Here is a 22692-nt window from a genome sequence, read left to right as displayed (position 1 = left end):
GACAGCAGTAAGATGAGCCGTGGACATCGTCAAGTGTAAGTACATCTTTAAATAATTTGATTCCCGCATTAGAAAACATATTCGATATAGCGAGTTTGCCCCGCGAGGCCGTTGATCATCTCGAAAAGCTGGTAGTCACCCTAAATGTTGCCCAAGGCTCCACGTTGATAAGAAAAGGCCAGCGTTGCAACCATTTTTATATTATTCAAAAAGGATTTGCACGAATTTTTTCCGTCATTGATGACAAGCAAATCACCACCCTATTTGCTCGGGAAAATGATATCATAACATCCACTTACGCGCTGTTTACACAAACAAGCAGTAATGAAAGTGTGGAAATATTGGAAGATTCGGTCCTACTAAAGATTAACTACGAGGAATTTTTAAACCTTTGCAAGGAAAACCCGATACTGTTGAAACTGTACCGCTTTCTGATGGAAAAGTACTATCTCGCGCTAGAGGAAAGAACCTTGTCACTCCAGTTCGATAGCGCATTGGAACGCTATCGCAAATTACTTTCACGCCATCCGTTTATCTTGCAACGGGCATCGCTGGGAGCTATAGCCTCGTACTTAGGCATGTCTCCCGTGACGCTTAGCCGTATGCGCGCCCAGATATGAGGATTACCATATTTAGCATTTGCTAAAAAATCGTCTTGTTTTTACATCTACCTTTGACCCTACCGAACGATATGAAATGGTGGGGTGAAAGACAATCAGCCTGTTCAGAACACAAATTATTACAAGATGGAAAAACCAAGTTTCAAAAGCAAAATCTATCGTTTAATCATCCGGCTGGCCGGTATAAAAACAAAGATTCAGAAACAATTCAAGAATGGAGATTTCACTAAGGCACATAAAGCAGCCGGTATACCAACTAAAGTAAAAAAGCAATGTGATGTTATCTATCGTACATCATCTACAGGAAGAAAGGTATGGAAACTCAAAAAAAAAGATACCAGCCCCCAACGTTATCTATTTTTTGTACATGGCGGCGGTTTTGTCTATAATATCACCAAATACGATTGGGTCTTCCTCAACAAGATTGTGCAGCATACAGATATCGGCATTGTGGTGCCCGATTATCCTTTGACTCCTACAAACAACTATCAGGATGTGTTTGATATGGTTGTGCCCGTATACGCAGATTTAGTCAGTTCTGCAGGGGGAGAAAATGTTATATTAATGGGATTTTCGGCAGGCGGAGGAATCGCGCTATCGCTCGCACAACATGCCCAGAAACAACGACTTCAGCAACCATCCCACATTATTTTATTATCTCCATTATTGGATGCCACCATACAGCATCCCGAAATTCAGGAAATTGATCAATACGATCCCTATATTGACGTAAAAGGGATGAAAACGGCAATTTCAGCTTATACTGCCGGCACAAAAACTGACGATTATATGATAAGCCCCATATACGGCCCTCTCGATGGCCTGGCCCCGATCCACTTATTTATGGGAACTCACGAAGTCCTGTTACCAGATGCGCGAAAATTCGTGGCAATGGCAAAGGAAAAATCTGTTCCGATTACTTATTACGAATACAAGCAAATGTACCACGCGTGGATTTTTCTGAACATGCCCGAAGCAAATGATGTGTTCAACAAATTGGTGAATATTATAGCATAAGGTTTGGTAGCAACGAAAGTGATCTTAAATTAAAGGCACTGCCATTGAATCCACAAGGTTGTTGCGTATATTTGAGTTAAAACCTTGATAAATAATTTATAAAAAATGGATAATACAAGAGTTTACAGAATGTCTTTTGCCAGCGTTTATCCGTATTATATCCAAAAAGCGGAAAAAAAGGGACGGACGAAAGCAGAGGTAGATGAAATTATATTTTGGCTGACGGGGTATAATGAACAAACCTTGCAACAGCATATCGACGACAAAACTGACTTCGAAACCTTTTTTGCTCAGGCTCCTCAAATCAATCCCAATGTCTCGAAAATTACAGGTGTGATCTGTGGGTATCGTGTGGAAGAAATCGAAGACAAACTCATGCAAAAAATTCGTTATTTGGATAAAATGGTTGATGAATTGGCGAAAGGAAGGACAATGGAAAAGATTTTAAGAAAGTAAGGAGAGTCCGTGCAACTCCCTAGAAACGGAAGATTATACTGTTAAAACTTGCCTGCTTATTTTTACTGTTCCAGAGCTGCAAGAAAAGTGTTCCGTTGGATCACAAAATACGCCAATTCGTCATTATCTCTAATTAAATTATCCTTCTGCTTGAATCCGGTTTTTGCCAGCACTTTCTGCGAACCAATATTATCAAGTGCTGTTACCGCTACTACTTCTTTTCTATCGGTATGAGAGAAGCAATAATGGACCAGTGCGCTGCACACTTCTGTTGCAATACCCTTCCCCCAATATCGCTCACTAAGTGTATATCCGATTTCTAACTGGCTGGGAATATCCGCGAAATGCCGAGCGAGACACATGCCTATAAAGTCGTTATTCACGGTATTGAATACTCCCCACCGACTGAAAAGTCCTTTTTTATAATCTTTCAGGGCTGTATGGAACATTTCCCTATACTCTTCAGGCGTCTTGTACGGTAAATAGCGGGTGACATTTAGACTATCGAAGAGTTCGGAGAACAACGATATCTCTTCTATTTTAAATTCACGTATTATAATAGTGTCACTTTGATAAAACATAAATACTATTGATTTCCAGAAACTTACAACTACTTGCTTTCATAGTTAGTCTGTTCACATCGAGCTACGGAACCTGTTATTAGCTATCGGGATGCCAATTCCGTTATTGCGTTTTTTATATACTTTGCCCAAAAGTTAGCAGGTTATTGTCTGGGTCGAGCACTGAAAATTCTTTTTGCCCCCAGGGCTTTGTTTGTAAGCTTCCTGCTGGATGTATGCCTATTTTATTTTCCAACATCGATTGATATAATCCATCGATATCATCAGTCCGAATATATACTTGTCCGTAATTCTCTTTTGGATCAAGCTCTTTAAACTCAAAGAAATGAATCTGTATGCTGTCTTTGTGCACCATCAGGTAGCCGTCATAGTCAGCATTTCCAAATTCCTTAAAATCTAACTTATTAATGTAAAAATCCCTTGTTACGGCATTATTGCGCATAGGTATTTTGGGGTTGATGTCTGTCAGCATATTTTTTGAGTTATTATTAGCTAATTATTAGGTAAATCTAAAATTATTTTTTCAATCTTCTTATGCAAAAAGTAACTTCAATAATTTATATTGAACAAGGAATGGCGATTTTGTTCAGGAAAGAATAAACAGAACGGTAGCCCATACAGAGACTTGATCGTTTAAGTGTGATTGTTTATATTTGGATTTGCCCATTTTCCCACAATGGCTTTACATTAAAAACTTAATTATGAAAATCTTACTTGGGATATTATTATTTTTTTGGACCGACATCATCAGTGGACAGGAATCTATTCAACTTCCGTTATTAAAAAAGCAGCTAGACAGTATGGCGCTTATTGATAAAAAAACAGGGCAGGATGTTCGTTATGGTAAAATTGAAGATCGCGATTCGCTAAGAGCTATTGTAAGGGAAACCTACATAAGAAACACAGCATTTGCGAAGCAAATCTTTCAGGAATACGGTTACCCCAATTATGACAAGGTAGGAAAGGAAAGTGAAAAAAATTTCTGGCTTTGTGTACAACACAGCGACCATGATATAAGTTTTCAACAGGATGTATTGAAGGAAATGAAAAAAGAGGTCAAACGAAAAAAAGCGACTGCATCAAATTTTGCTTCACTTACGGATAGGGTCAATATCAACCTAGGAAAACCTCAAGTCTATGGCACGCAAGTGACCTATGACGAAAGCAGGACGGCGGTACCAGAACCGATAATAAGACCCAAACAGGTGAACAAAAGAAGAAAATCAATTGGGCTTGAACCGTTGGAAGACTATTTAGCATTTGCGACGGAAGCTCATAGAAAAATGAACCCTGTTGAGTAATACGCCGATATCCAACCTGTTCTAATCGGTGTATATCGAAATTACCTCCTACTGACATCTGCGACTGGCGCAACTTATAAGTTACATTGCACACTGTGTGATCCTTATGGCAAATTTGTAAACATTCTGTATATACAGAATGTTCGTGATGTAAATAATTTGCGATTATTTTTTGGTGGAAATCACAACTGCCAATACCAGGTAAATAAAAAAGCTCTCAAACTAAATGAGAGCTTTGATAGAACAAAGTAAATAAATATTAATGTTCAAAGGGCTTTCGATAAGCCTCATCCACTATCGTTAACCAATCAGGATGCCTTTTGATAAAGGCAACCACCAGTGGACAGAGCGGGATCAAAGTGTAACTGTTATCTTTTAGCCACGTAAGTGTTTTCGCTATAAGTGCAGTTGCCACACCCCTACCGGCAAGTTCCGGTGGAGATTCGGTATGGATTAACCAGGCTTTACCGTTACGTTCTCCGTAATCGATGAAAGCAGTATGCCCATCTACCTGTAGCTCGAAACGATGGTTTTCATCATTTTTATTCAAAGGAATATTTTCAAATGCCATATTCATAACTCATATTTTATTTAGCAAACGTGGATTATTCTAAATAACCGAATTTGCCCATGTTAAAATCCATAATCGCTTCGCGTATTTCAGCTTCGGTATTCATCACAAAGGGGCCATAACTCACAACGGGTTCGTCAATGGGCTCGCCGCTTAACAATAACACGACGCTTTCTTCTTGTGCGTGAACGGTTATCTCCTCACCCTCATTTTTAAATAGCACAAAACTATGTTCGGCTACCGCCTGTTCATTTACCGTTATATTGCCGTTGATGACCAATAACGCCGTATGGTGTTCAGCACTGATCTGTGTGGTAAAAACACCGTTTTTGTTTAACCGCATATCAAAGAGATTGACGGGCGTATAGGTTTCTGCCGGCCCTTTAACACCTTGTGCTTCCCCGGCAATGATATTCACTATCCCTCCATCATTATCGAGTGGTAATTTGCCCATCCGATCTGCGGTGAGACCCTGATAGTGGGGAGCAACTGATTTATCTTTTTTGGGAAGGTTTATCCATAGCTGTACCATTTCAAACGGACCTCCGGTCTTGGAAAAATTCTCCTCATGGAACTCTTTGTGTAATATGCCGTTTCCCGCCGTCATCCATTGTACATCGCCGGGATTGATCACACCGCTATTTCCGGCGCTATCATAATGAGCCACACTGCCTTTATAAGCGATGGTGACTGTTTCAAATCCTTTATGTGGGTGTACATCTACTCCGCGAAGGTGATCTGATGGACCAAAATCAAAAGCCGCGTTAAAGTCGAGCATTAAAAAGGGGCTTATCCGACGTTGGCTGATGCCTGCCCTGGGAATGTAGTTAAATACCCGGAACCCATCACCAACCATTCCTGCTTGCGCAGGCTTGCGTATTATATTTTCTATGACCTTTTTCATTTTTTTCCTTTCTTTTATACAAAAGTAATACAGCTTATACTGGAAAAAATTGATGTATGGTAAGAAGTGTTTAGCGCTTATCGGTGTTTGAATGTTTTCTGGCCAGTTCTTTCCTCACCCTACTGAGTGACTCTGGGGTAATGCCCAGATAGGAAGCTATCATGATCTGTGATATTCGAAGGGTAAGTTGGGGGTACAGATTGATGAAATCAAGGTAACGTTCTTCGGCAGTTGCAGCCAACAGGAGGTTTATCCTACGTTGCATATGTCTGATACTGTTGTGCAATAACCGAATGTTATATTTTCCGAAATCCAGGCAGACTTTATGAGCCATTTCCATGAACTTTTTGCTGATTACAACCACTTCCGAATCTTCAATGGCATCTATGCTATATTCCGCGGGCTGGTTGAAGTAAGTGCTGTTCCGATCGCCCATCCACCAATTTTCGGGCGCAAATTGTATGATATGCTCTTTCCCTTGTTTGTCTAGCGTATATGCACGCAATAAGCCGCTGCATACAAAATAAATAACATCCGTCTTCCCTCCTTCTATCAATAGCGTTTCTCCCTTGTTATATTTTTTTTCCTTAAGCTCATGCTTTAATAAATGAAACTGCTCCACTGTAATAGGCGTGTGCTTTTGAAGATATTCTTGAAATGCTTGCATATCAAAGATAAAAAATAATCGGTTTTGAAATGTAGTAATTATTTTAGTCGTTCAAGTACCCCCTTATGCTTCACAATGTTCTTATAATCCCATTGAATCTCACGGGATTTTGCCAACCAGCGCACCAGATCTTGCAACTCGATTTCTTCTGCTGAATTATAAAAGATAGAAGCATCTTTAAATTTTCCTGTGCCCGCTTGAAGTTGTTTTTCATCGAAGCTTACGCCACTCCAGAACATGAGCCGTATACCTGCCTTCTGTTTACTGTATCCTACAATTGGATTTTTATCAATAAACCAGACGGGATGCCTGTGCCATATCTTACTTTCGGCTTCAGGTAAGTTTCGATCTATTTCCAGAGCAAGTAGACTGCATATTTTGGCGTCTTCAGCAGATTGATTGGCGTTATATAATTGGATATCGTTGTTCATTTGGCGTTAAATTAACAAAAATGCTGATGATTTGCCAGTGAAATAACGATAACTTGGTTTTTCAGTCGTCGATCGCGGCAGGATTTCCAGCCTTCATTTCACTTTATCACTTTGAAGTAGATTGGGCTAACTGCCAAATCATAAGACGATAAAAAATGTTTATCAATCGGGCCAGTCTGTGCCACCGCTTGCACAGGGCTGTAATATTTTAGCCAGCTCCAGTTACTGAAATCAATATCCGACAGGTTGATCGCCTCAAATTCCTCCCTATTGAATATGATGGACACTTTACAGGTATAACCAATCTTGCCGTTTGGTTCTTCAAGGTTTTTCACTCTACCATTGAAGGCGATACGCTGCAAGGCTTCAATCTGATCGGCCTCAAACAACTCTTGTAGCGTGCGTAAAGCTATTTGATATATGGCGCTCTCGTATAGTTTCGCCTGCTGTACCTCAGATAAAAAATATTCCTCTAATTCGTTCCGCGTAGCAATGTACTTAACCTCCCTGAGCTTTGGTAACTGTTCTGGTACGGGCAACATATAACCTACCACCAATAGTTTGTCTGCAGGCCTGTACTCCAAATCGAAATCTTTTGGAAAGGTTTCCGGGTATTTAGAGTTACTCAGTACAAGTACATTATACTCGCTTATAGCATTTACATCTGCACGCAAGTAATTGGCTTTGAGCATATCGACACGCTTATTGTATGCCTGTTGCTCTTTGTAAAAGGCTGTTTGCTGCTCCTCCCACAGGGCTGTTTCCTTCGCACATTCCTCCCCTAGTATGCTGATTTTAGTCCTGGCCACTTCCAGCTTGCGCTTATAAGATTCCCGCAGCAGCTGGTTGCTGTGCTTCACTTCTTCTTGCTTTTGCAGATGTAACAACTTAGCCTTGTTCAACAGTTCTTTGGCGTGCTTCCGCTTTCTGTTACCTAAAAAATTGAATAGCTTATCGAAGATATTGAGGTCGGGCTTGAAATACCTTGCTTCAGGTTTGGGTGGCAAAGGGTAGTATTCGGGTTCGGCAGGTATCCATATCTTGTTGAACTCTGCACGATATTGCTTCTCGGGATGGCATACAGGAAATTTCTCGGCACACTTCAATTCATCCCAGTTCACCGCATGTTTTTTTCCGAACGCATAAAATAGCAGATTTTCGATTTGCTCTAACCGTGCCCTAGCTTCTGCGGTACGTTGCTGAGCCGTGGCAAGATTAGGGATCATCACATCATTATCGCTAATAGCCCGATGCTCTTCCCGGTCGTACCTATGGAATAAAGGTGCTGCACCTTGGTTCATGTGTGTGGTTTCTTTGGTTGAACGTGTCGTTATGCTTTAGCTGCTCCGCTGGGATTTGGCTATCAAGCCGGATATTTTATTGGCATTAGCGAACTGTAGATGAATTTTTAGCTGTAACAGGCTTTGCTGAACGGGCAAATGACCTTTCTTTCGGTGTATTGTTGACATGTGTGTTTGGTTCTTCGGTTGAAGGCAATTACTGGGCTGTGTGCTGAAATAGTAAAGGTTCGGCTTGTTGGTTCAGTTATTGTTCGGTCGATAATTATATTTATTATTTAATACTGTTTGTTTCGATTGACTGGCTCTAAGTTAGTAAAGTAAACAGTATTTCGCAAGTGGTTATGAAAAAATGAGAATTATTTTTTCATAACCAAGGAGTTACATTTTATCGCATACGTGATTTGGTATCTCGGTCGTTATCATTGGCCTTTGTTTTTACTCGTATGCCACCCCATCTTCAAGAAAACCGGGAATCATTGCCATTAATAAATCTGTTTTTTGTGTTAATGCAGTATGCATCGTTCCGGGCAATATTGCAAGTTGTGAAGTGGGCATTGACAATTCACCTAAGCTCCCGCCACCAAATAATTTATATAACGCAACGACATGCTCCGGCTGAACGATATCCGCATCGCCAGCTATGATCAAAGCAGGTGCCTTAATCTTGCTGATTTCATCCGCTGACCAATCTTGTATTTTTTGTTCAAATGTTCGTACTTTAGCTATATGCCTATGCCAGTCTTCGGGCTTCGCAGCTGCGGTCATATACTCTGCTTCATATGGGCTACCCTTCAGGGCTTCCTCCATGAATTCAGGACTAAACAGGGTTTTAAGTTCCGGATGACGTCCACTGCTTTTGTAACTAGCGGAGGCCAGTATAAGTTTTCTGACAACCTGAGGTTTGCGGATAGCTATTTGCAAAGCCACCCCCGCCCCCGTACTATATCCGAAAATATCTGTTTGCGACACCTTCAGAACACGGAGTAATTCAATAACATCTTCAGCAAGCTGTTCATAAGAAAGCGGGCGTTCCGAGATATCTGTTGTATGACCATATCCTTGAAATTCAATAGCGATAACTTGTCTTTCCCTTGCGAGCAAGGGAATTAACTTCCCGAATGCCGTGCGGATTCCCGAGAGCGCGCCAGGTAAGAGCAACAGTGGCTTCCCTTCGCCATAGATTTCATAGTATAGCTGCAGTCCGTTTATAGCTGCATAATTTCCAATATTTTCCGTAGTCATGCTGGATTTTTGTACCTTCTTCTGCGTAATTCTTGTTTTGTTCATCTGTATACCTTTCTGTTTGTTTACAAAGTTCAAAACTTGCTGGCAAACAAATCTTGGTCTACACCAATATCAAAATTTAACGTTATTGAATAGCCTGCTGAAATTCGTAGGGTCTATACCTAAATAAGAGGCTATGTACTTATGCGGCACAAGTTGAAGCAGGTGTGGGCTTTTCCGGCAAAACGTTTTGTACTTTTCTTCGATGGTCAATGCTCGTAGTTCAATATGGAGGTCAATCATATCCGCAAACATGGCTTCAGTCATCCGCCTGAAGAGCCTTTCTATTTGTTGTGATTGATCGATCAGCTTTTGTAGGTCGTCATGAGTAATATACTCCAATTCGCTGTCTGTTAAACAGATTAAAAAGTATTTTGATGGTACCTGAAACGAAAAAGATTCAGCTATGGCGCATAAATACGGAAAATAGGTAAAGGCAAGCGTATAGATTTTCTCTCCCGTGTCAAAGTAAGACATCTGGACACCGCTTTTCACAAAATAAAGCTCCCGTTGGATCTGTCCGGGCACTGTAATGAAATCTCCCTTCTTAAATGATCTGACGTTAAGGCAATCAGTCAACAGATGATAATCTGCTTTACTGATGTCGTGAAATCGCTTGAAAAATTCATATCGTTCCATAAATCAAATTCAGTTCTCTCAAACTTAGTTAAATTTATTATAATATAATTGGCTTCCATATACCTTTGAAGATATAGAACAGTTCGAACTAAAGTTACCACTCTCCGGTACCATTATTTAGACGAATGCTTATATTTAAACTTTTGTTAATATTGCCGTAACTATAAACTTTATACTCTTTTGATAATTTTGGCTCCATTATCTATAGTCTTGGTATGGCGAAGATGTCTTATGAATCATATGATGATAGCGAATTGATACGGCTCATTTTGAGTGACGATTACAGCGCTTATATGGAGATTTATGAGCGTTACTCGCGACAACTATATGCACATGCATGCAAAAAGCTGAACGACCGGGATGAGGTCAAAGATCTATTACAGGAAGTTTTCGCTGCCCTCTGGCAAAATCGCAGTGCATTGAATCCCGAAAGCCCACTGGCCGGCTATCTCTATGCAACTTTACGGTACAAGATCATCAAACTGATTGCGCATAAAAAGGTCGAAGCGGTTTATTTCGAATCCTTGGCGACGATCAACACCCAAGACAACACAACTGCGGATTACCTGATTCGCGAGAAAGAATTGGGGCAGTTGATCGAAAGCGAGATCGTGCGGCTACCCGAAAAAATGCAGGAGGTCTTCCGGATGAGCCGGCAATCCCACCTCTCCCACAAGGAAATTGCCGATGAACTTGGGCTTTCCGAAACAACCGTTAAGAAGCATGTGAACAATGCGCTAAAGATACTACGTCCGAAATTCGGCACCTTGATCTCTCTGGCCTATTTTCTCCTTCGCTGATTTTTTTTCATTTTCTTTTACGCCCTAAGGCTTAGTTACCGTACTATATACGTAAACCAGCGACATGAACAAAAAAATAGTGCCTACCCTATTCGGCTTCTTATACTTTATCCTACCGATGGCTTTTGGACAATTGCCAGATTCCGTTGCCGTGGTTAATAAAGACTGGAAAATTACCCCTATAAAAAAGGGCATTACATGGAAGCAAGGTCATTTTGATAAACTTTTTGAAAGCCAACAGGAAATCAACTTGGTGGAAATCGACCTCAGAAAGTACCGCAAGAAAATCTGTATTGCAGCAGATTCGGCAACATTGAAAAAAACCACTCAATTTGCATTGGAAAACAACGCCCTAGTGGCTATCAATGGTGGTTTCTTTGACATGAAGAAAGGTGGTTCGTGGGATTACGTAAAAGCGGATAATAACGTCGTCAATACCACCAAAAAGAAAACCGATCGTGCCGATGCGATCCTATTGATTGCTAAAAAAATAATCGAGATCCAACCGGCTTCGGCAATTGATTATGAGCGGAGTAGAGTGCCAAACATTCTCCTATCAGGTCCACTGCTGATACATCAAGGGGAGGATGCGGCACTTTCCAACAACCCCTTTAATAACAACCGTCACCCGCGCAGTGCCGTGGCAATTACAACGGATAAGAAATTAATTTTTATCGTAGTAGACGGGAGGAACAGTTTGGCGGCAGGTATGCGCTTGACCGAGTTGGCAAAAATGCTGCGTTGGCTGGGCGCAAAGGACGCCATGAATGTAGATGGTGGTGGAAGCAGCACACTCTACATTAAAGGTGCGACGGAAAACAGTGTTATCAACCATCCATCAGACAACAAGCAGTTTGATCATGAGGGACTTCGTCCAGTAGCCAATATCATTTATCTTAAGGAATAAGATCGATCATTTTTTCATTTCCTTTTACGCCCAAAGGAACAACCGCAGTACTATATTATAAAAAAAGGAAATCTCGGATACGCATGGAGGAGCACGAAGAAATCAAAAAGCTATTGAAACGGTACGCCGCTGGCGAATGCACATCCGAGGAGCGCATCCGGGTTGAGCGATGGTACGAGAAACTGGACATCCATGTGGGGGAGCCTTCTGAAGAACAGATGGAAGATGACGTTGCTGAAATACGGAAGCGCCTGCCCACCCCGCCTAGACGCCAAATAACTACATGGTACCGTTATGCGGCCGCCGTTGCAGCTGTAATTATTATGGCTGTAGGCGCGTATTTTCAATTTACCCGAACCGACGGGTTGACTACAGCAACTGATAACCTGGCAATTTCCGATCAACAGGATATTGCTCCCGGTGAGACCAAAGCCACCCTAAAGCTGGCAAACGGCAGAGAAATAACGCTAGACGGCACCCCGGATGGCGAAGTTGCCCAAGACGGTTCACATGCCATCTACAAAAATACGAATGGCGAATTGGTCTACCAGATTACGGATGCAGCAGGAAATAGTACTGGGACACCCGTATTCAATACCATGCATACGCCACGCGGCGGACAATACCATTTAGTTTTACCCGATGGCACGAAAGTCTGGATGAACGCCGCGTCCACGCTAACCTACGCCATCAATGGATCGGCAAAGGAACGACTGGTGAAACTGGAAGGGGAAGCCTATTTCGAGGTGACTAAAGATCCACAGCGGCCGTTTCGAGTGGAATCCAAAGGACAAATTGTGGAGGTGCTGGGCACCCATTTCAACATCAATAGCTACGCCGATGAACCGGCAGTGAAAACCACCTTGGTAGAAGGATCAGTTAAAGTGGCAGGAACCGCCAACCAACAGGCGGTAATACTCCAACCGGGACAACAGGCGGCGCTTGACGAGCATAGTCGTCTGTCTGTAAAGCAGGCAGACATTTCAGACGCCATGGCTTGGAAAAATGGCAAATTCAGTTTCAAGCATTCGGATATCGGAACGGTTATGCGACAGCTATCCCGTTGGTACGGTGTGGAGGTGATCTTCCAAGGGGAAAAGCCGAATATCATGTTATCGGGCGAAGTTTACCGGAATACCAACGCTTCCAAAGTTCTGGAGATTTTATCTTTTTATGACCTGGATTGTAAAATAGAGATGAACGATGGCATTAAGCGGATAGTTATTCAATAAACATAATAAAACAATTATTTAACCTTAAAATCAACCATATGAAAAAGTAAATAAACATTAGTAAAAGGCTTAATAAAAAACGCCTTCTGATTGCAGTCAGAAGACGAAGGAGTTTGAGCCAATGATTCAAAAAACAGTTAACAGATTTAAATTAATCACTCAAACATTACAAAGGTAATGAAATTAGCATTTCATGCAACGGCCGTGTCTTTGAAATGGCCTCCCCCACAGGAATTTACTCAACTGAAATTTATCATGAGATTTCAATTTATTGTCGGTTTATTGCTTTCGGTTTTTATCCAAGTCAGCGCATCGACCTATGCACAGAACGTATCATTGAACGTAAAAGACATGTCCTTAGACCGGGTGTTCAAACTTGTTGAGGGTCAGACCGATTATGTATTTCTTTACGATGACCCAAGTTTTACTACACAGAAGGTTAGCTTGGCAGTACAGCATGCCTCCATAGAAGAGGTATTGGAGGCATGCCTGAGAGATTTGCCCATCTCCTATAAAATAGTTGAGCGCAATATTCTCTTCAAGCAGGATGACAGCAAACTCAACGTAGCGAAGACAAGGGCTCCGCAACAGGCACCCATTACCGGTCACGTAACAGATTCAACGGGCACCCCCATGTCAGGCGTATCTGTCATCGTGAAAGGCACTTCACGTGGGACTACAACTGATGCCGAGGGACAATTCCAGATACCCGCGGCAAAAGGCGATGTACTGGTATTCAGCTTAATCGGCTATCAGCGACGGGAGCTAAGCATTGCCGGGCAAATCCAGCTGGACGTGGTATTGAAAATTGACTTTTCAGACTTGGAGGAAGTGGTGGTCATCGGTTATGGTCAGCAAAAGAAGAGCGACTTAACCGCAGCCGTATCTTCCTTCAAGCCAACAGAGGAAAACGCACGCGCGGTGTTAGGCCCCGACCAGCTTATCCAAGGTCGGATGCCCGGGGTGCAAGTGAGTGCAGGTTCGGGTAGCCCGGGAACCGCGAACCGGGTGTCCATACGTGGTATCGGTTCGTTAAGTGCCGCCAATGAGCCATTATATGTAATTGATGGGGTGCCCGTGGTAAACCAGAACGCCGCCCTTCTGAATTTTGGAGAAAACATGAACCCCTTAGCGCTGTTGAATCCAAGCGACATCGAGTCCGTTGAAGTATTGAAGGATGCAGCTTCTGCAGCAATTTATGGAAGTCGCGCCACAAACGGCGTTATCCTGATCACGACTAAGTCGGGAAGTTCAAGCCAAACAAAGTTTGGTGTCGATGCCTTTACCGGTGTATCTGTAGTGCCCAACAGGGGCAAAATGAAGATGGCCAACCCCGACCTTTACCTCAACGTGATCAATGAGGCGATTGACAATTTTAATAACCAGTACGGCTATACACCGGGCGCAACCAATTATATGGAACACAGAGCAAATCCTTTCCCCGGCGAACCTGGCACCGATTGGTTTGACCTGATTACGCGTCCGGCCAATACATCCAGTGTGTCACTATCCTTTACGGGAGGTACGGAAAAAACAAACGTATACTTGTCTGGCAACTACCTAAATCAGGAAGGGGCGTTCATAAACCAAAAGTTTACACGGTATACCGGTAAACTGAACTTGTCGCACAAGCTATATAAATGGCTCGAATTCGGTGCAAATACTAACTACAGTTTTTCCAAGAATCAACGAGTGCCGGGTTCGAACCTCGGAACAACAATGATGGGCCGCTCCTTGCTCCAACGCCCCTTTGATCGCCCCTATAAGCCAAATGGTGATTATTACCTGGGCGGAACGGACGAATTGATCTACCATAACCCGTTCCAGATTATCAATGAACAAAACGTGTCCCTAGACAATTACCGGTTTTTGGGATCTTTCTTCGGTACCGCCACCATTATGGATGGCCTCGCCTTCAAAACGATGTTGGGCACCGACCTGACGTATACATTGGACAACATATACTATGCAGAAAACCACCCCTACGGTACGGGGATCGGCATGAAGTATGACAATCGACGTTTCACCCCAAATATTTTATGGGAGAATACGCTGAATTACAACAAGGTGTTCGATAAACTGACGGTGGAAGGCCTACTGGGCTATTCTTATCAGAAGATCTCCCTCTCAAGTTCCGATATTGAAGGAAGTGGGTTTCCGTCTCCCTCTTTTCAACAACTTTCGGTAGCAGCATCCATCCTCTCGGCGGGTACCAGCCTAAGCGAAAGTGCCTTGATGTCGATATTCGGTCGTTCAAATCTTTCATGGGATAATAAATACTTGCTGAGCCTATCGTTACGTGCCGACGGTTCATCCAAGTTTCATCCCGATAAGCGTTGGGGTTACTTCCCTTCGATATCTGCAGGTTGGAATATTTCCAACGAGTCGTTTTGGACGCTAGCCGGTACTTCGGCTAAGATCCGGGGCAGTTATGGCGAAACAGGTAACCAAGATGGAATTAGCAGCTACGCCTACCATGCCCAAATGAGCGGTGGGCGCAACTACAATAACCAAAGTGGGATCGGCGTAAGCACCAATGGCAACCGAGATCTGACCTGGGAAACGGCCAGGCAATATGGCGCGGGCTTAGACCTCGAATTTTTGGACGGCAAATTGAATCTAACTGCAGATTATTTTATCAAGAAAACGGATAACCTGTTGTATAGCAAACCTGAACCGGCCACTACAGGATTTACCTCGATCATCAGCAACATCGGCTCGATGGAAAACAAAGGCTGGGAATTTTTGCTGAATACCCATGTTCCGCTAGGCCCCGTGCAGTGGTCGTCTGACTTTAACATTTCCTTCATTAAGAACAAGCTGACCTCCTTAATCGGGGAGGAAGCTTTATTGATCGGAGCGAATATGACCTTACAAGTAGGGCAGGAAGTGGGCAGTTTTTACATGTACAAACAAACGGGTATTTACCAATCGGATGAAGAAATAACCGAATCGCTCTATAATAATGGCATACGGGCCGGCGATGTAATTTATGAAGACCTAGACGGTAATGGAGCCATCAATGTATCCGACCGGCAAATTGTAGGTACAGCCAACCCAGACTTTTTTGGAGGCTGGAACAATAATTTTTCCTACAAAAACTTTGACTTCAACATTTTTTTCACCTACTCGTATGGTAACATGGTATACGCGAACTATCGCACCACTACGGATCGCTTGGGCAACGGCTTTATGAACATGACCGAGCAGGTGGCTAACGAGCGTTGGACCGGCCCCGGCACAAGCAACACCACACCTAGGGCCATTTATGGCAATACTTGGAACACCCAAAATTCTTCACGTTTCCTCGAGGATGGTTCTTACATCAGACTACGGGCGCTGAATCTGGGTTACACCTTGCCCGCAAGGATCGCCAATAAAATCGGCATGCAACGGTTGCGGGTGTACGTGCAGGGCGATAACCTTTATCTATGGACGAGGTACCGGGGTTTCGATCCGGAAGTAACCAGTGATTTCGACCCACAATTTATCGGACAAGACAACTTGATCTTACCTCAACTGAGGAGTTTCAACGTAGGAGTTAATATTGGAATTTAATAGAGGCTAATGAATTTAATCATGTATAATACAACAGCAATCAGCAACATTATGGCGGCCCTTGTGCTGGTATTTGTATCTTCTTGTACAAAACTCGACTTCTATCCGCATACGTCGGTGGCACCGGAAACCGTGAGCGAACGCGACATGGACGCACTGTTGAATGGCATGTACAATGCCGTGCAAAACAATCAAGGACGAGAATCTTATATCATGTTCGATCTGGTTGGAGGTAATCTCATCGGTGGATCGGGAGGAAGTGAACTGCCTTTCATCCGCAATATTATGCGTACCGACTATAACCTGGTCAACAATAACTGGAGCGGCCTATATAGATCGTTATACCAGGTAAACAACGTATTAGAGATTATGGCTACCCTGCCGGAGTCCGACAAGCGTGTGCGCATTGAGGGTACGGCCCACTTCTTTCGGGCTTACGTATACTACAACTTGGTGACCCGTTGGGGGGATGTTCCCCTGATTCTGGAAAATACTACCGAACGTGTATCCCGCGACCTTTCCAGCGCAGTCTGGAGCCAAATTGAAACAGATATTGCCATTGCTATGGAGAAAACACCAGTATTTGAAGACGACTATTATTACGTGTCGCAACAGGCTGCCAAAGCCTTGTTGGCCCGTGTGCTGATCGGACAAAACAAGATGGCCGAAGCTGCTCAAATTGCCGAGGAGCTTATCGGCACGCAAACCTTTTCATTGGATCGGTTTGACAAAATATTCAGGCATCAAGATAACAACGAAGAGATTTTTTCTTTTAAAAACTTAACCGAAGAATCCAATATCACGCTAAGTACGCTGTTCTACACCTATGCGCATGACGTGAGCGGTTCGTACGTTTATAAACCGACGGAGGCGGTGATGAACCTGTTTGAAGAGGAAGACAACCGGAGGGACATGAGCATCGCTACCGTAAGTTCGCTCAATGTGATCAACAAATATCCCAGCGGGCAAACGGGAACAGATCCGATTCCGATTATCCGTCTAGCGGAAATGTATTTGATAGCCGCCGAAGCGAAAGGCCTGGCCGGACTTCCACTACTGAACGAGCTAAGGGCGGCCAGGAACCTACCGGCAATTAACCCATCAAATGAATCGGAATACCAAGAGGCCGTAGCACTGGAACGGCGTCGTGAGCTGTTGGCCGAAGGCTTTCGTTGGTTTGACTTGGTACGAACAGGCAAGGCCGTCGAAGAACTAGGTATTGAGGATTATCGGACAAAGTTTCCCATACCAGACTACGAGCGAGAAGTGAACCCAAATCTCACACAAAATGAAGGCTATTAACCCCTTAAAGACAAAAAAATGAAAATGATAAAGCAGAAGCTCCTTTGGTTCGTCCTTTCCCTAACTCTTGTCGCCAGCTGCGAAAAAGCATATGATGCCGGGGAAATTAAGATTCTTGATGACACGCGAAGCGAACTGACCCTTCGCCTACAGGAAAACAGCACGTTGATCCATCGCGTATACAGTGATACCACCCTAGAGCTGCATCCCGGCGTGACCGAGACAGACATCCACTACCTGAACCAGAATGGCCATACGATGCGCATTTTTATATTGGAGGCCGACATGAACCGATCCGATTTAAAACTTCAACCGCTGACGCCTAATGGAGCAGAACTATATGGGCGGCAACCGATCCCAGAGATGGTAGCATACGTTGACCGCGATTCCAGCTTGCTATTTGGTGCTAATGCCGACTTTTTCGATGCAGATACCGGCGAGCCGCGGGGCATTGTATACTTATCCGGCAGGCCGATTCGTACCACCATGCCGAGTGGTTGGACATTTTTTGGCGTGAGCAAATCGGGCCAACTGATGATAGGAGATGATGTCTATTTCGAGGAGAAAGAAGCGGACATCTTCCACGCCCTTGGTGGGCACCAGATCTTGGTGAAGGATGGTGAGCCCGTGACCCATACAGACGCCTCAGTTGAACCCCGTACAGCAGTGGGATTTACGACCGATAACATGCTCTATTTTGTGGTGGTGGATGGTAGGAAGTACGATTACTCGTATGGCATTAACTTCACAGACCTTGGCGAGCTGATGCATGCTCTTGGCGCAACGGAATCCATCAACCTGGATGGAGGCGGCTCATCCACTTTTCTCATCAATAATCCCATGGATACGGTGTATGAGGTAAGAAACCGCCCCTCTGACGGCGAACCACGAGCTGTAGCCAATGGATGGGCAATTGTTTCTAGCTCCGTTGAAGCACCCATATAGCTTTAAAAGACTATTTTTCAAATAGCGGTGATACCGACTATAAACGTTGGAGAACGCTAAAAAAGAACGCCCGGCACCTCAAAGCCGGGCGAACCTTATTGACGACTTCAAGGCTTTTTGGGCAGAAATGAAAGGAGCTTGGTATTTACCAGCTTGAAGAATTCCTGTTTATAGGCCTTTCCTATAGGAATTGGGCGGTCGTCATTGAGCACCTTTACAGCATTTCCTTCCACCGCAGTTAAGTGAGCTAAAGAAACGATAAAAGATTTGTGGATCCTGATAAAACCCTTATCCAACAAGCGGTCAACTAAATCCCTAAGGTTGAGATAGGTCGTTATCCTCTGTTGCGTATCTGTATGAATAACGACGTAGTTACCCAAGCCTTCTATATATGCAATGTGCTGTATATTCACTTTGAGAAACTTTCCCTTCTGTTCCGTCTTCACAAAAAGAAAGTCGTCCGTTCCGTTGTCTGCGGGTTGCTGGGTTCGATGGGATTCTACCAACCGGTTGACCGCTTTAAGAAACCTAGGAAAACCGATAGGCTTGAGCAGGTAGTCTACTACTTCATGCTCAAAGCCATCCAGCGCATATTCTTTATAGGCGGTGGTCATAATGACACGAATATCCTTCTTATTAATGAGCTTGAGAATTTCAACTCCGGTGAGGTCAGGCATCTGTACGTCCAGAAACACAAGGCCCTGCTGCATTTCATTCAGTAGTGCCAGGCCAGCCAGCGGATCAGTGGTTGCAGCAACCAAATGGAGATCGGGTACCTGTCCGATATAGTGTTCCAACAGATCAACAGCATACTGCTCGTCATCGATGATGATACAATCTATCATGAATTTATTGGTATTTTCAGCAAAACATCAAAAGTATTAGGGTCTTCTTCCAATGACAAGGTATGATTTTCTCCGTATAACAAATTTAGTTGCTGCTTGATATTTTGCAAACCAATACCATGGGACAACTCTTTTATGCCCTTCCCTTTTTTGTTTTTTATATAGAACGACAATTCCCTTTCGTTGGTATGTAAGTTTATCAAGAGCGGATGCTCTTTGTCACGTAGGTCGCCATGCTTAAAGGCATTCTCTACCAAGGTGATTAGTATCAAGGGTGCAATGGAAGCGGATTGGTTCTTGATGTTTTCCTCATAGACGATATTTAATCGGTAGCTATTCCTACGTTGGTTGATTTCAATCACATTTTTTATATGGGTTACTTCCTCCATGATGTTTACCCTACCGCTTGCATCCTCATTTTTCCCCAATGCATAGCGCATAATATCTGCAAGTATCAGCACGGATTGTGCTGCTTCTTCGTCGATTTTGAATATCTTACTATGAATAAAACTCAATGAATTGAATAGAAAATGTGGGTTAATCTGATGCTTCAGCACACTGAGCTCCGCCTCAGCTTTTTGTTTCTCCAAAATGATCTGCTGCTTGCTTTTCCGTATCCACTCTACCATCAAAGCTACTGAAAAGCTGATTATCAGATCAGCCAAGTAAAAAATAATGCCATGCCACAGCAAAAACCAGTAAATACTGTCATCTGGAATTACTATTGTGGAAAATACCTTCAGCTCGTATCGGGACTCTCGTTGCGATATCGAATAAAACCAATAGTTAATACCCATTTTCGCTACATACAATATGAATGCGGCAAACAGTGCACGCCGTTTGCCTTTCTTCTGCATCAGCGGCAATATGACATAAAAGATCGATACGTAATAGGTAATAACCGCCTCCAACACAGAAAGAAGCGTATCGGTGACTATTCCGAACCTCCCGCTAAAATCGTAAATTGCTCTCTCGGGATTGGAAACGTACGAGAAAAAAAATAAGGCACCATGAAGCAAAATACTCAACAAAGTCAAAATGATAAGCCTTCTGCGGTTGTGCTTGAAAAACCTCGCTACCGATTTGAACAATTGTATAAACATGATCAGAATGTTAAACCCATACCCCCAAAGATACCGATATCGCCTTTAGTAGTAACAGAGAAGTCAACACTCGACTGAAGTTTCAGCTTTGGAGTAACTTGCTGCCGTAGTCCCACACCAAACACCCCGGTGATATCCGGGTTATATCCCTTAAAAAGATTGGGCGCTACGTCACCAGCTCCCGCAAACAATACATAGCCATACCGTGGGTCGATATTGCTGAAATTCGATCTTAGTTCTGTCTGCAACGCCACTGCCTGCTTATCAATATACAGGTTGCGCCAAACACCACGCAAAATACGGTCGGCCGATAAATAAGGCAATTGGTAAAAAGGGGCATCTCCATTAAACGTTGCGTGATACAAAGCCTGAACGGCCAGTGTAGTACCTGTCGTCAGTATCGGGAGCGAATGGAATCCGCGGTAGTCAAACCGCAGGTCGTTGTATCCATAGTCACTCCCAAGCCATTTACCATAATGCGTAAAGGACATGTCCACGTAGTAGCCCCCAGTTGGGAAGAACAGATCGTTACGACTATCAAGACGGAGCACAGGCCCCACACCCGCTAAAAAGCCACCATTACTGTTGGGAACCGCGATAGGTGCGGATTCGTCAAAGTCTAATTGACTATCATTTCGGATGTGATACTTCATCCCTGCAAAGAAGCGCTGGCCGATAGCTTTTGTCAACCCACCTTCCCATGAAAAAATATTGTTACGGTAAAGCGTACGGTGTTCGTCATCAGCTCCTCTACCCAATCCAAAAAAATACGACCGGTTGTTTCGAAGAAACCCTACTTGGTTGAAGAAGTGCCATCCACGTTCACTGAAATAATCGGCCTTCAGGCCGGCCTGTAATTGCCCTTTGAAACCAAAGGATATGGAAGGTGTTAGCACCGACGGACGAAAAAAAGGTTGACTTGGCGATGGAGCTTCATCATGATTATTGAAAACAAAGCTCATTCCAAAACCCAGCAGCAGATTGTTTTCGGGACTGTAATCAATAATAGGTATAGGCACCATGCCTACTTTTCTTGTCGAGCCTGTTAGAAAGGCCGTATCAGGTTGAGCCCCTTCTAAGTTATTGCTCCCAGTCTTCACCGCTCCATAATCGATAGCAAGCCAGTCTTCCTTTAACACCCTCAATCGACGCCCATCAAATCCACCAAACGCTTGCACTCCTTCCAAACTTATTTGCTTCAAGCTGTCATTCAGGTTCCAGGCGGCAAGGTTTCCTGCATCATCCAGACTTATCAAGCGGCGACCATCGGGTGTGTAAACCACTTGTTCGATTTTCCCGGCACCAGCACGGATCGTATGGGTCACACGATCCTGCAAAAGGTTCCTAACCTCAATAATGTTCTTATGGTTGATACTGGCAAACTGATGCGGATCCGTGGGACTGTACACTAAATCTGTCAGCCTGGAAGTTTCCCAATGCACTTTCTGTGTTTTCAGTGTTTGTGGGTCAATCTCTTTCACAATTGACCTCGCTGCGGTGAGCAATGTTGAACCGTCTGCGTTCACCGCTATACTGTTGGTCAGGTCGGCAACAGTGCGCATCGCTAACAACTGCCAATGCTCCGTGTCGTAAGCAGCAAGGTGTGACTTCCAAAATGTTTTCGAATGGATAAAAAAGACCTTACTTCCGTCACTGGTAAAGGCTGCAGATTCGAGTGCAAACGGCAATACCTGTTTTAATTCGCCGTTACTGGTTAAATCATGTACATAGGTGTCTTTTTCCGTTTTGGTTTTGATGGAATAAAGCAACCACCTGCCGTTGTCACTGATGCCGCAAAAGTAAGGCGCTTGCTGATGAATGCCTTTTATAGCACTGACTTTTTCATTCGTCAAAACATCTGACACGATAAAGGTTCCATTCAGATATTGCACAGCCTTCCCCCCATTTACAGCCAGCAGGGCAGATGTATCACTACTGGTCTGTTTTTGTGCTTGAATGGTTAATGGGAACAAGAAACACACAAACAACAGGAACCAGGTAATCCAGAAAGTGGCACGTGATAATAACATAATATAATTAATCTATTTAATATTAAATAAAATGCAGTTACAGCAGGTTGTAAAGGTATTGTGCCCGCAATTGCCTTACAACTATATTATCTGAACGACCGGACTCTACATGTAAACGGCCACATATGCCTAATAATCATATTCACTTATTGAGGGAAGAATAATTATCATCGGGCTGTAGATCGGATAAAATGAAAA

General features: G+C 43.4%; 22 protein-coding genes. 10 read left to right on the top strand and 12 right to left on the bottom strand.

Annotation, left to right across the window (positions count from 1 at the left end; translation table 11 throughout):
• Nucleotides 1-56: 56 nt before the first annotated feature.
• From H8S90_RS14875 to H8S90_RS14865, 3 genes are all read left to right on the top strand, one after another.
• Nucleotides 57-620, top strand: a complete 564-nt coding sequence (locus H8S90_RS14875; protein ID WP_187338651.1) for a Crp/Fnr family transcriptional regulator — start codon at nucleotides 57-59, stop codon at nucleotides 618-620.
• Nucleotides 621-746: 126 nt separating this feature from the next.
• Nucleotides 747-1637 carry an alpha/beta fold hydrolase gene (locus H8S90_RS14870; protein ID WP_187338650.1) on the top strand — a complete coding sequence of 297 codons (891 nt, stop codon included), beginning with the start codon at nucleotides 747-749 and terminating at the stop codon, nucleotides 1635-1637.
• Nucleotides 1638-1742: 105 nt separating this feature from the next.
• Nucleotides 1743-2093 (top strand): DUF2200 domain-containing protein, encoded by a 351-nt coding sequence (locus tag H8S90_RS14865; RefSeq protein ID WP_187338649.1) that lies wholly within the window; start codon nucleotides 1743-1745, stop codon nucleotides 2091-2093.
• Nucleotides 2094-2155: 62 nt separating this feature from the next.
• Here the strand turns inward: H8S90_RS14865 and H8S90_RS14860 are convergent, their stop codons facing one another.
• Nucleotides 2156-2674 (bottom strand): GNAT family N-acetyltransferase, encoded by a 519-nt coding sequence (locus tag H8S90_RS14860; protein WP_187338648.1) that lies wholly within the window; start codon nucleotides 2672-2674, stop codon nucleotides 2156-2158.
• A 115-nt stretch (nucleotides 2675-2789) separates the two neighbouring features.
• Nucleotides 2790-3146, bottom strand: coding sequence for a VOC family protein (locus H8S90_RS14855; protein ID WP_187338647.1), 357 nt, complete (start codon nucleotides 3144-3146; stop codon nucleotides 2790-2792).
• Nucleotides 3147-3375: 229 nt separating this feature from the next.
• Between H8S90_RS14855 and H8S90_RS14850 the strand changes: the two genes are divergently transcribed.
• On the top strand, nucleotides 3376-3975 hold the full coding sequence (locus H8S90_RS14850) for a DUF6624 domain-containing protein (RefSeq protein WP_187338646.1): 600 nt from the start codon (nucleotides 3376-3378) through the stop codon (nucleotides 3973-3975).
• A gap of 259 nt (nucleotides 3976-4234) precedes the next feature.
• On the opposite strand, the gene H8S90_RS14845 is transcribed toward H8S90_RS14850, so the two are convergent.
• The 7 genes from H8S90_RS14845 to H8S90_RS14815 form a co-directional block, all read right to left on the bottom strand.
• On the bottom strand, nucleotides 4235-4552 hold the full coding sequence (locus H8S90_RS14845; RefSeq protein ID WP_187338645.1) for a GNAT family N-acetyltransferase: 318 nt from the start codon (nucleotides 4550-4552) through the stop codon (nucleotides 4235-4237).
• Nucleotides 4553-4580: 28 nt separating this feature from the next.
• Complete coding sequence (locus H8S90_RS14840; RefSeq protein WP_187338644.1) at nucleotides 4581-5450, bottom strand: pirin family protein; 870 nt, start codon at nucleotides 5448-5450, stop codon at nucleotides 4581-4583.
• A gap of 70 nt (nucleotides 5451-5520) precedes the next feature.
• Entirely contained in the window at nucleotides 5521-6117 is a 597-nt protein-coding gene (locus H8S90_RS14835; RefSeq protein WP_187338643.1) for a Crp/Fnr family transcriptional regulator, read from the bottom strand.
• A gap of 38 nt (nucleotides 6118-6155) precedes the next feature.
• Nucleotides 6156-6548, bottom strand: coding sequence for a DUF1801 domain-containing protein (locus H8S90_RS14830; RefSeq protein WP_187338642.1), 393 nt, complete (start codon nucleotides 6546-6548; stop codon nucleotides 6156-6158).
• Between the two features lie 98 nt (nucleotides 6549-6646).
• Nucleotides 6647-7849, bottom strand: coding sequence for a hypothetical protein (locus H8S90_RS14825; protein WP_187338641.1), 1203 nt, complete (start codon nucleotides 7847-7849; stop codon nucleotides 6647-6649).
• Nucleotides 7850-8284: 435 nt separating this feature from the next.
• The gene (locus tag H8S90_RS14820; protein ID WP_187338640.1) at nucleotides 8285-9136 is read right to left on the bottom strand and encodes an alpha/beta fold hydrolase; all 852 of its coding nucleotides are present in this window, start codon (nucleotides 9134-9136) and stop codon (nucleotides 8285-8287) included.
• Between the two features lie 69 nt (nucleotides 9137-9205).
• On the bottom strand, nucleotides 9206-9772 hold the full coding sequence (locus H8S90_RS14815; RefSeq protein WP_187338639.1) for a Crp/Fnr family transcriptional regulator: 567 nt from the start codon (nucleotides 9770-9772) through the stop codon (nucleotides 9206-9208).
• 215 nt (nucleotides 9773-9987) lie between these two features.
• Between H8S90_RS14815 and H8S90_RS14810 the strand changes: the two genes are divergently transcribed.
• From H8S90_RS14810 to H8S90_RS26470, 6 genes are all read left to right on the top strand, one after another.
• Complete coding sequence (locus H8S90_RS14810; RefSeq protein ID WP_187338638.1) at nucleotides 9988-10572, top strand: RNA polymerase sigma factor; 585 nt, start codon at nucleotides 9988-9990, stop codon at nucleotides 10570-10572.
• A 64-nt stretch (nucleotides 10573-10636) separates the two neighbouring features.
• Entirely contained in the window at nucleotides 10637-11479 is an 843-nt protein-coding gene (locus tag H8S90_RS14805; protein ID WP_187338637.1) for a phosphodiester glycosidase family protein, read from the top strand.
• 83 nt (nucleotides 11480-11562) lie between these two features.
• Nucleotides 11563-12711: a FecR family protein gene (locus H8S90_RS14800; protein ID WP_187338636.1), complete on the top strand. Its 1149-nt coding sequence runs from the start codon at nucleotides 11563-11565 to the stop codon at nucleotides 12709-12711.
• A gap of 177 nt (nucleotides 12712-12888) precedes the next feature.
• Nucleotides 12889-16269, top strand: a complete 3381-nt coding sequence (locus tag H8S90_RS14795) for a TonB-dependent receptor (protein WP_187338635.1) — start codon at nucleotides 12889-12891, stop codon at nucleotides 16267-16269.
• A gap of 9 nt (nucleotides 16270-16278) precedes the next feature.
• Nucleotides 16279-17571: a RagB/SusD family nutrient uptake outer membrane protein gene (locus H8S90_RS14790; RefSeq protein ID WP_187338634.1), complete on the top strand. Its 1293-nt coding sequence runs from the start codon at nucleotides 16279-16281 to the stop codon at nucleotides 17569-17571.
• 18 nt (nucleotides 17572-17589) lie between these two features.
• Nucleotides 17590-18516, top strand: coding sequence for a phosphodiester glycosidase family protein (locus tag H8S90_RS26470; protein ID WP_187338633.1), 927 nt, complete (start codon nucleotides 17590-17592; stop codon nucleotides 18514-18516).
• Between the two features lie 107 nt (nucleotides 18517-18623).
• Here the strand turns inward: H8S90_RS26470 and H8S90_RS14780 are convergent, their stop codons facing one another.
• Genes H8S90_RS14780 through H8S90_RS14770 form a run of 3 tightly spaced genes read right to left on the bottom strand, consistent with a single transcriptional unit; the run spans nucleotide 18624 to nucleotide 22494 of the window.
• The gene (locus tag H8S90_RS14780) at nucleotides 18624-19361 is read right to left on the bottom strand and encodes a LytTR family DNA-binding domain-containing protein (protein WP_187338632.1); all 738 of its coding nucleotides are present in this window, start codon (nucleotides 19359-19361) and stop codon (nucleotides 18624-18626) included.
• The gene (locus tag H8S90_RS14775) at nucleotides 19358-20464 is read right to left on the bottom strand and encodes a sensor histidine kinase (RefSeq protein WP_187338631.1); all 1107 of its coding nucleotides are present in this window, start codon (nucleotides 20462-20464) and stop codon (nucleotides 19358-19360) included. The genes H8S90_RS14780 and H8S90_RS14775 overlap by 4 nt, the downstream gene beginning before the upstream one ends.
• Nucleotides 20465-20466: 2 nt before the next feature.
• Complete coding sequence (locus tag H8S90_RS14770; protein ID WP_187338630.1) at nucleotides 20467-22494, bottom strand: BamA/TamA family outer membrane protein; 2028 nt, start codon at nucleotides 22492-22494, stop codon at nucleotides 20467-20469.
• Nucleotides 22495-22692 lie beyond the last annotated feature (198 nt).

Origin of the sequence: Olivibacter sp. SDN3 (assembly GCF_014334135.1) — a bacterium.
Lineage (GTDB): Bacteria > Bacteroidota > Bacteroidia > Sphingobacteriales > Sphingobacteriaceae > Olivibacter.
This window is presented reverse-complemented; position numbering and strand designations above follow the sequence as displayed.

What these genes read in the sequence shown, in the direction of transcription:
- H8S90_RS14840 (WP_187338644.1), bottom strand. Translation starts at nt 5,450, where the DNA reads ATGAAAAAGGTCATAGAAAATATAATACGCAAGCCTGCGCAAGCAGGA.
- H8S90_RS14790 (WP_187338634.1), top strand. Translation starts at nt 16,279, where the DNA reads ATGAATTTAATCATGTATAATACAACAGCAATCAGCAACATTATGGCG.
- H8S90_RS14860 (WP_187338648.1), bottom strand. Translation starts at nt 2,674, where the DNA reads ATGTTTTATCAAAGTGACACTATTATAATACGTGAATTTAAAATAGAA.
- H8S90_RS14870 (WP_187338650.1), top strand. Translation starts at nt 747, where the DNA reads ATGGAAAAACCAAGTTTCAAAAGCAAAATCTATCGTTTAATCATCCGG.
- H8S90_RS14800 (WP_187338636.1), top strand. Translation starts at nt 11,563, where the DNA reads ATGGAGGAGCACGAAGAAATCAAAAAGCTATTGAAACGGTACGCCGCT.
- H8S90_RS14835 (WP_187338643.1), bottom strand. Translation starts at nt 6,117, where the DNA reads ATGCAAGCATTTCAAGAATATCTTCAAAAGCACACGCCTATTACAGTG.
- H8S90_RS14825 (WP_187338641.1), bottom strand. Translation starts at nt 7,849, where the DNA reads ATGAACCAAGGTGCAGCACCTTTATTCCATAGGTACGACCGGGAAGAG.
- H8S90_RS14850 (WP_187338646.1), top strand. Translation starts at nt 3,376, where the DNA reads ATGAAAATCTTACTTGGGATATTATTATTTTTTTGGACCGACATCATC.
- H8S90_RS14795 (WP_187338635.1), top strand. Translation starts at nt 12,889, where the DNA reads ATGAAATTAGCATTTCATGCAACGGCCGTGTCTTTGAAATGGCCTCCC.
- H8S90_RS14770 (WP_187338630.1), bottom strand. Translation starts at nt 22,494, where the DNA reads ATGTTATTATCACGTGCCACTTTCTGGATTACCTGGTTCCTGTTGTTT.
- H8S90_RS14780 (WP_187338632.1), bottom strand. Translation starts at nt 19,361, where the DNA reads ATGATAGATTGTATCATCATCGATGACGAGCAGTATGCTGTTGATCTG.
- H8S90_RS14845 (WP_187338645.1), bottom strand. Translation starts at nt 4,552, where the DNA reads ATGAATATGGCATTTGAAAATATTCCTTTGAATAAAAATGATGAAAAC.
- H8S90_RS14810 (WP_187338638.1), top strand. Translation starts at nt 9,988, where the DNA reads ATGGCGAAGATGTCTTATGAATCATATGATGATAGCGAATTGATACGG.
- H8S90_RS14830 (WP_187338642.1), bottom strand. Translation starts at nt 6,548, where the DNA reads ATGAACAACGATATCCAATTATATAACGCCAATCAATCTGCTGAAGAC.
- H8S90_RS14855 (WP_187338647.1), bottom strand. Translation starts at nt 3,146, where the DNA reads ATGCTGACAGACATCAACCCCAAAATACCTATGCGCAATAATGCCGTA.
- H8S90_RS14815 (WP_187338639.1), bottom strand. Translation starts at nt 9,772, where the DNA reads ATGGAACGATATGAATTTTTCAAGCGATTTCACGACATCAGTAAAGCA.
- H8S90_RS26470 (WP_187338633.1), top strand. Translation starts at nt 17,590, where the DNA reads ATGAAAATGATAAAGCAGAAGCTCCTTTGGTTCGTCCTTTCCCTAACT.
- H8S90_RS14865 (WP_187338649.1), top strand. Translation starts at nt 1,743, where the DNA reads ATGGATAATACAAGAGTTTACAGAATGTCTTTTGCCAGCGTTTATCCG.
- H8S90_RS14820 (WP_187338640.1), bottom strand. Translation starts at nt 9,136, where the DNA reads ATGAACAAAACAAGAATTACGCAGAAGAAGGTACAAAAATCCAGCATG.
- H8S90_RS14775 (WP_187338631.1), bottom strand. Translation starts at nt 20,464, where the DNA reads ATGTTTATACAATTGTTCAAATCGGTAGCGAGGTTTTTCAAGCACAAC.
- H8S90_RS14805 (WP_187338637.1), top strand. Translation starts at nt 10,637, where the DNA reads ATGAACAAAAAAATAGTGCCTACCCTATTCGGCTTCTTATACTTTATC.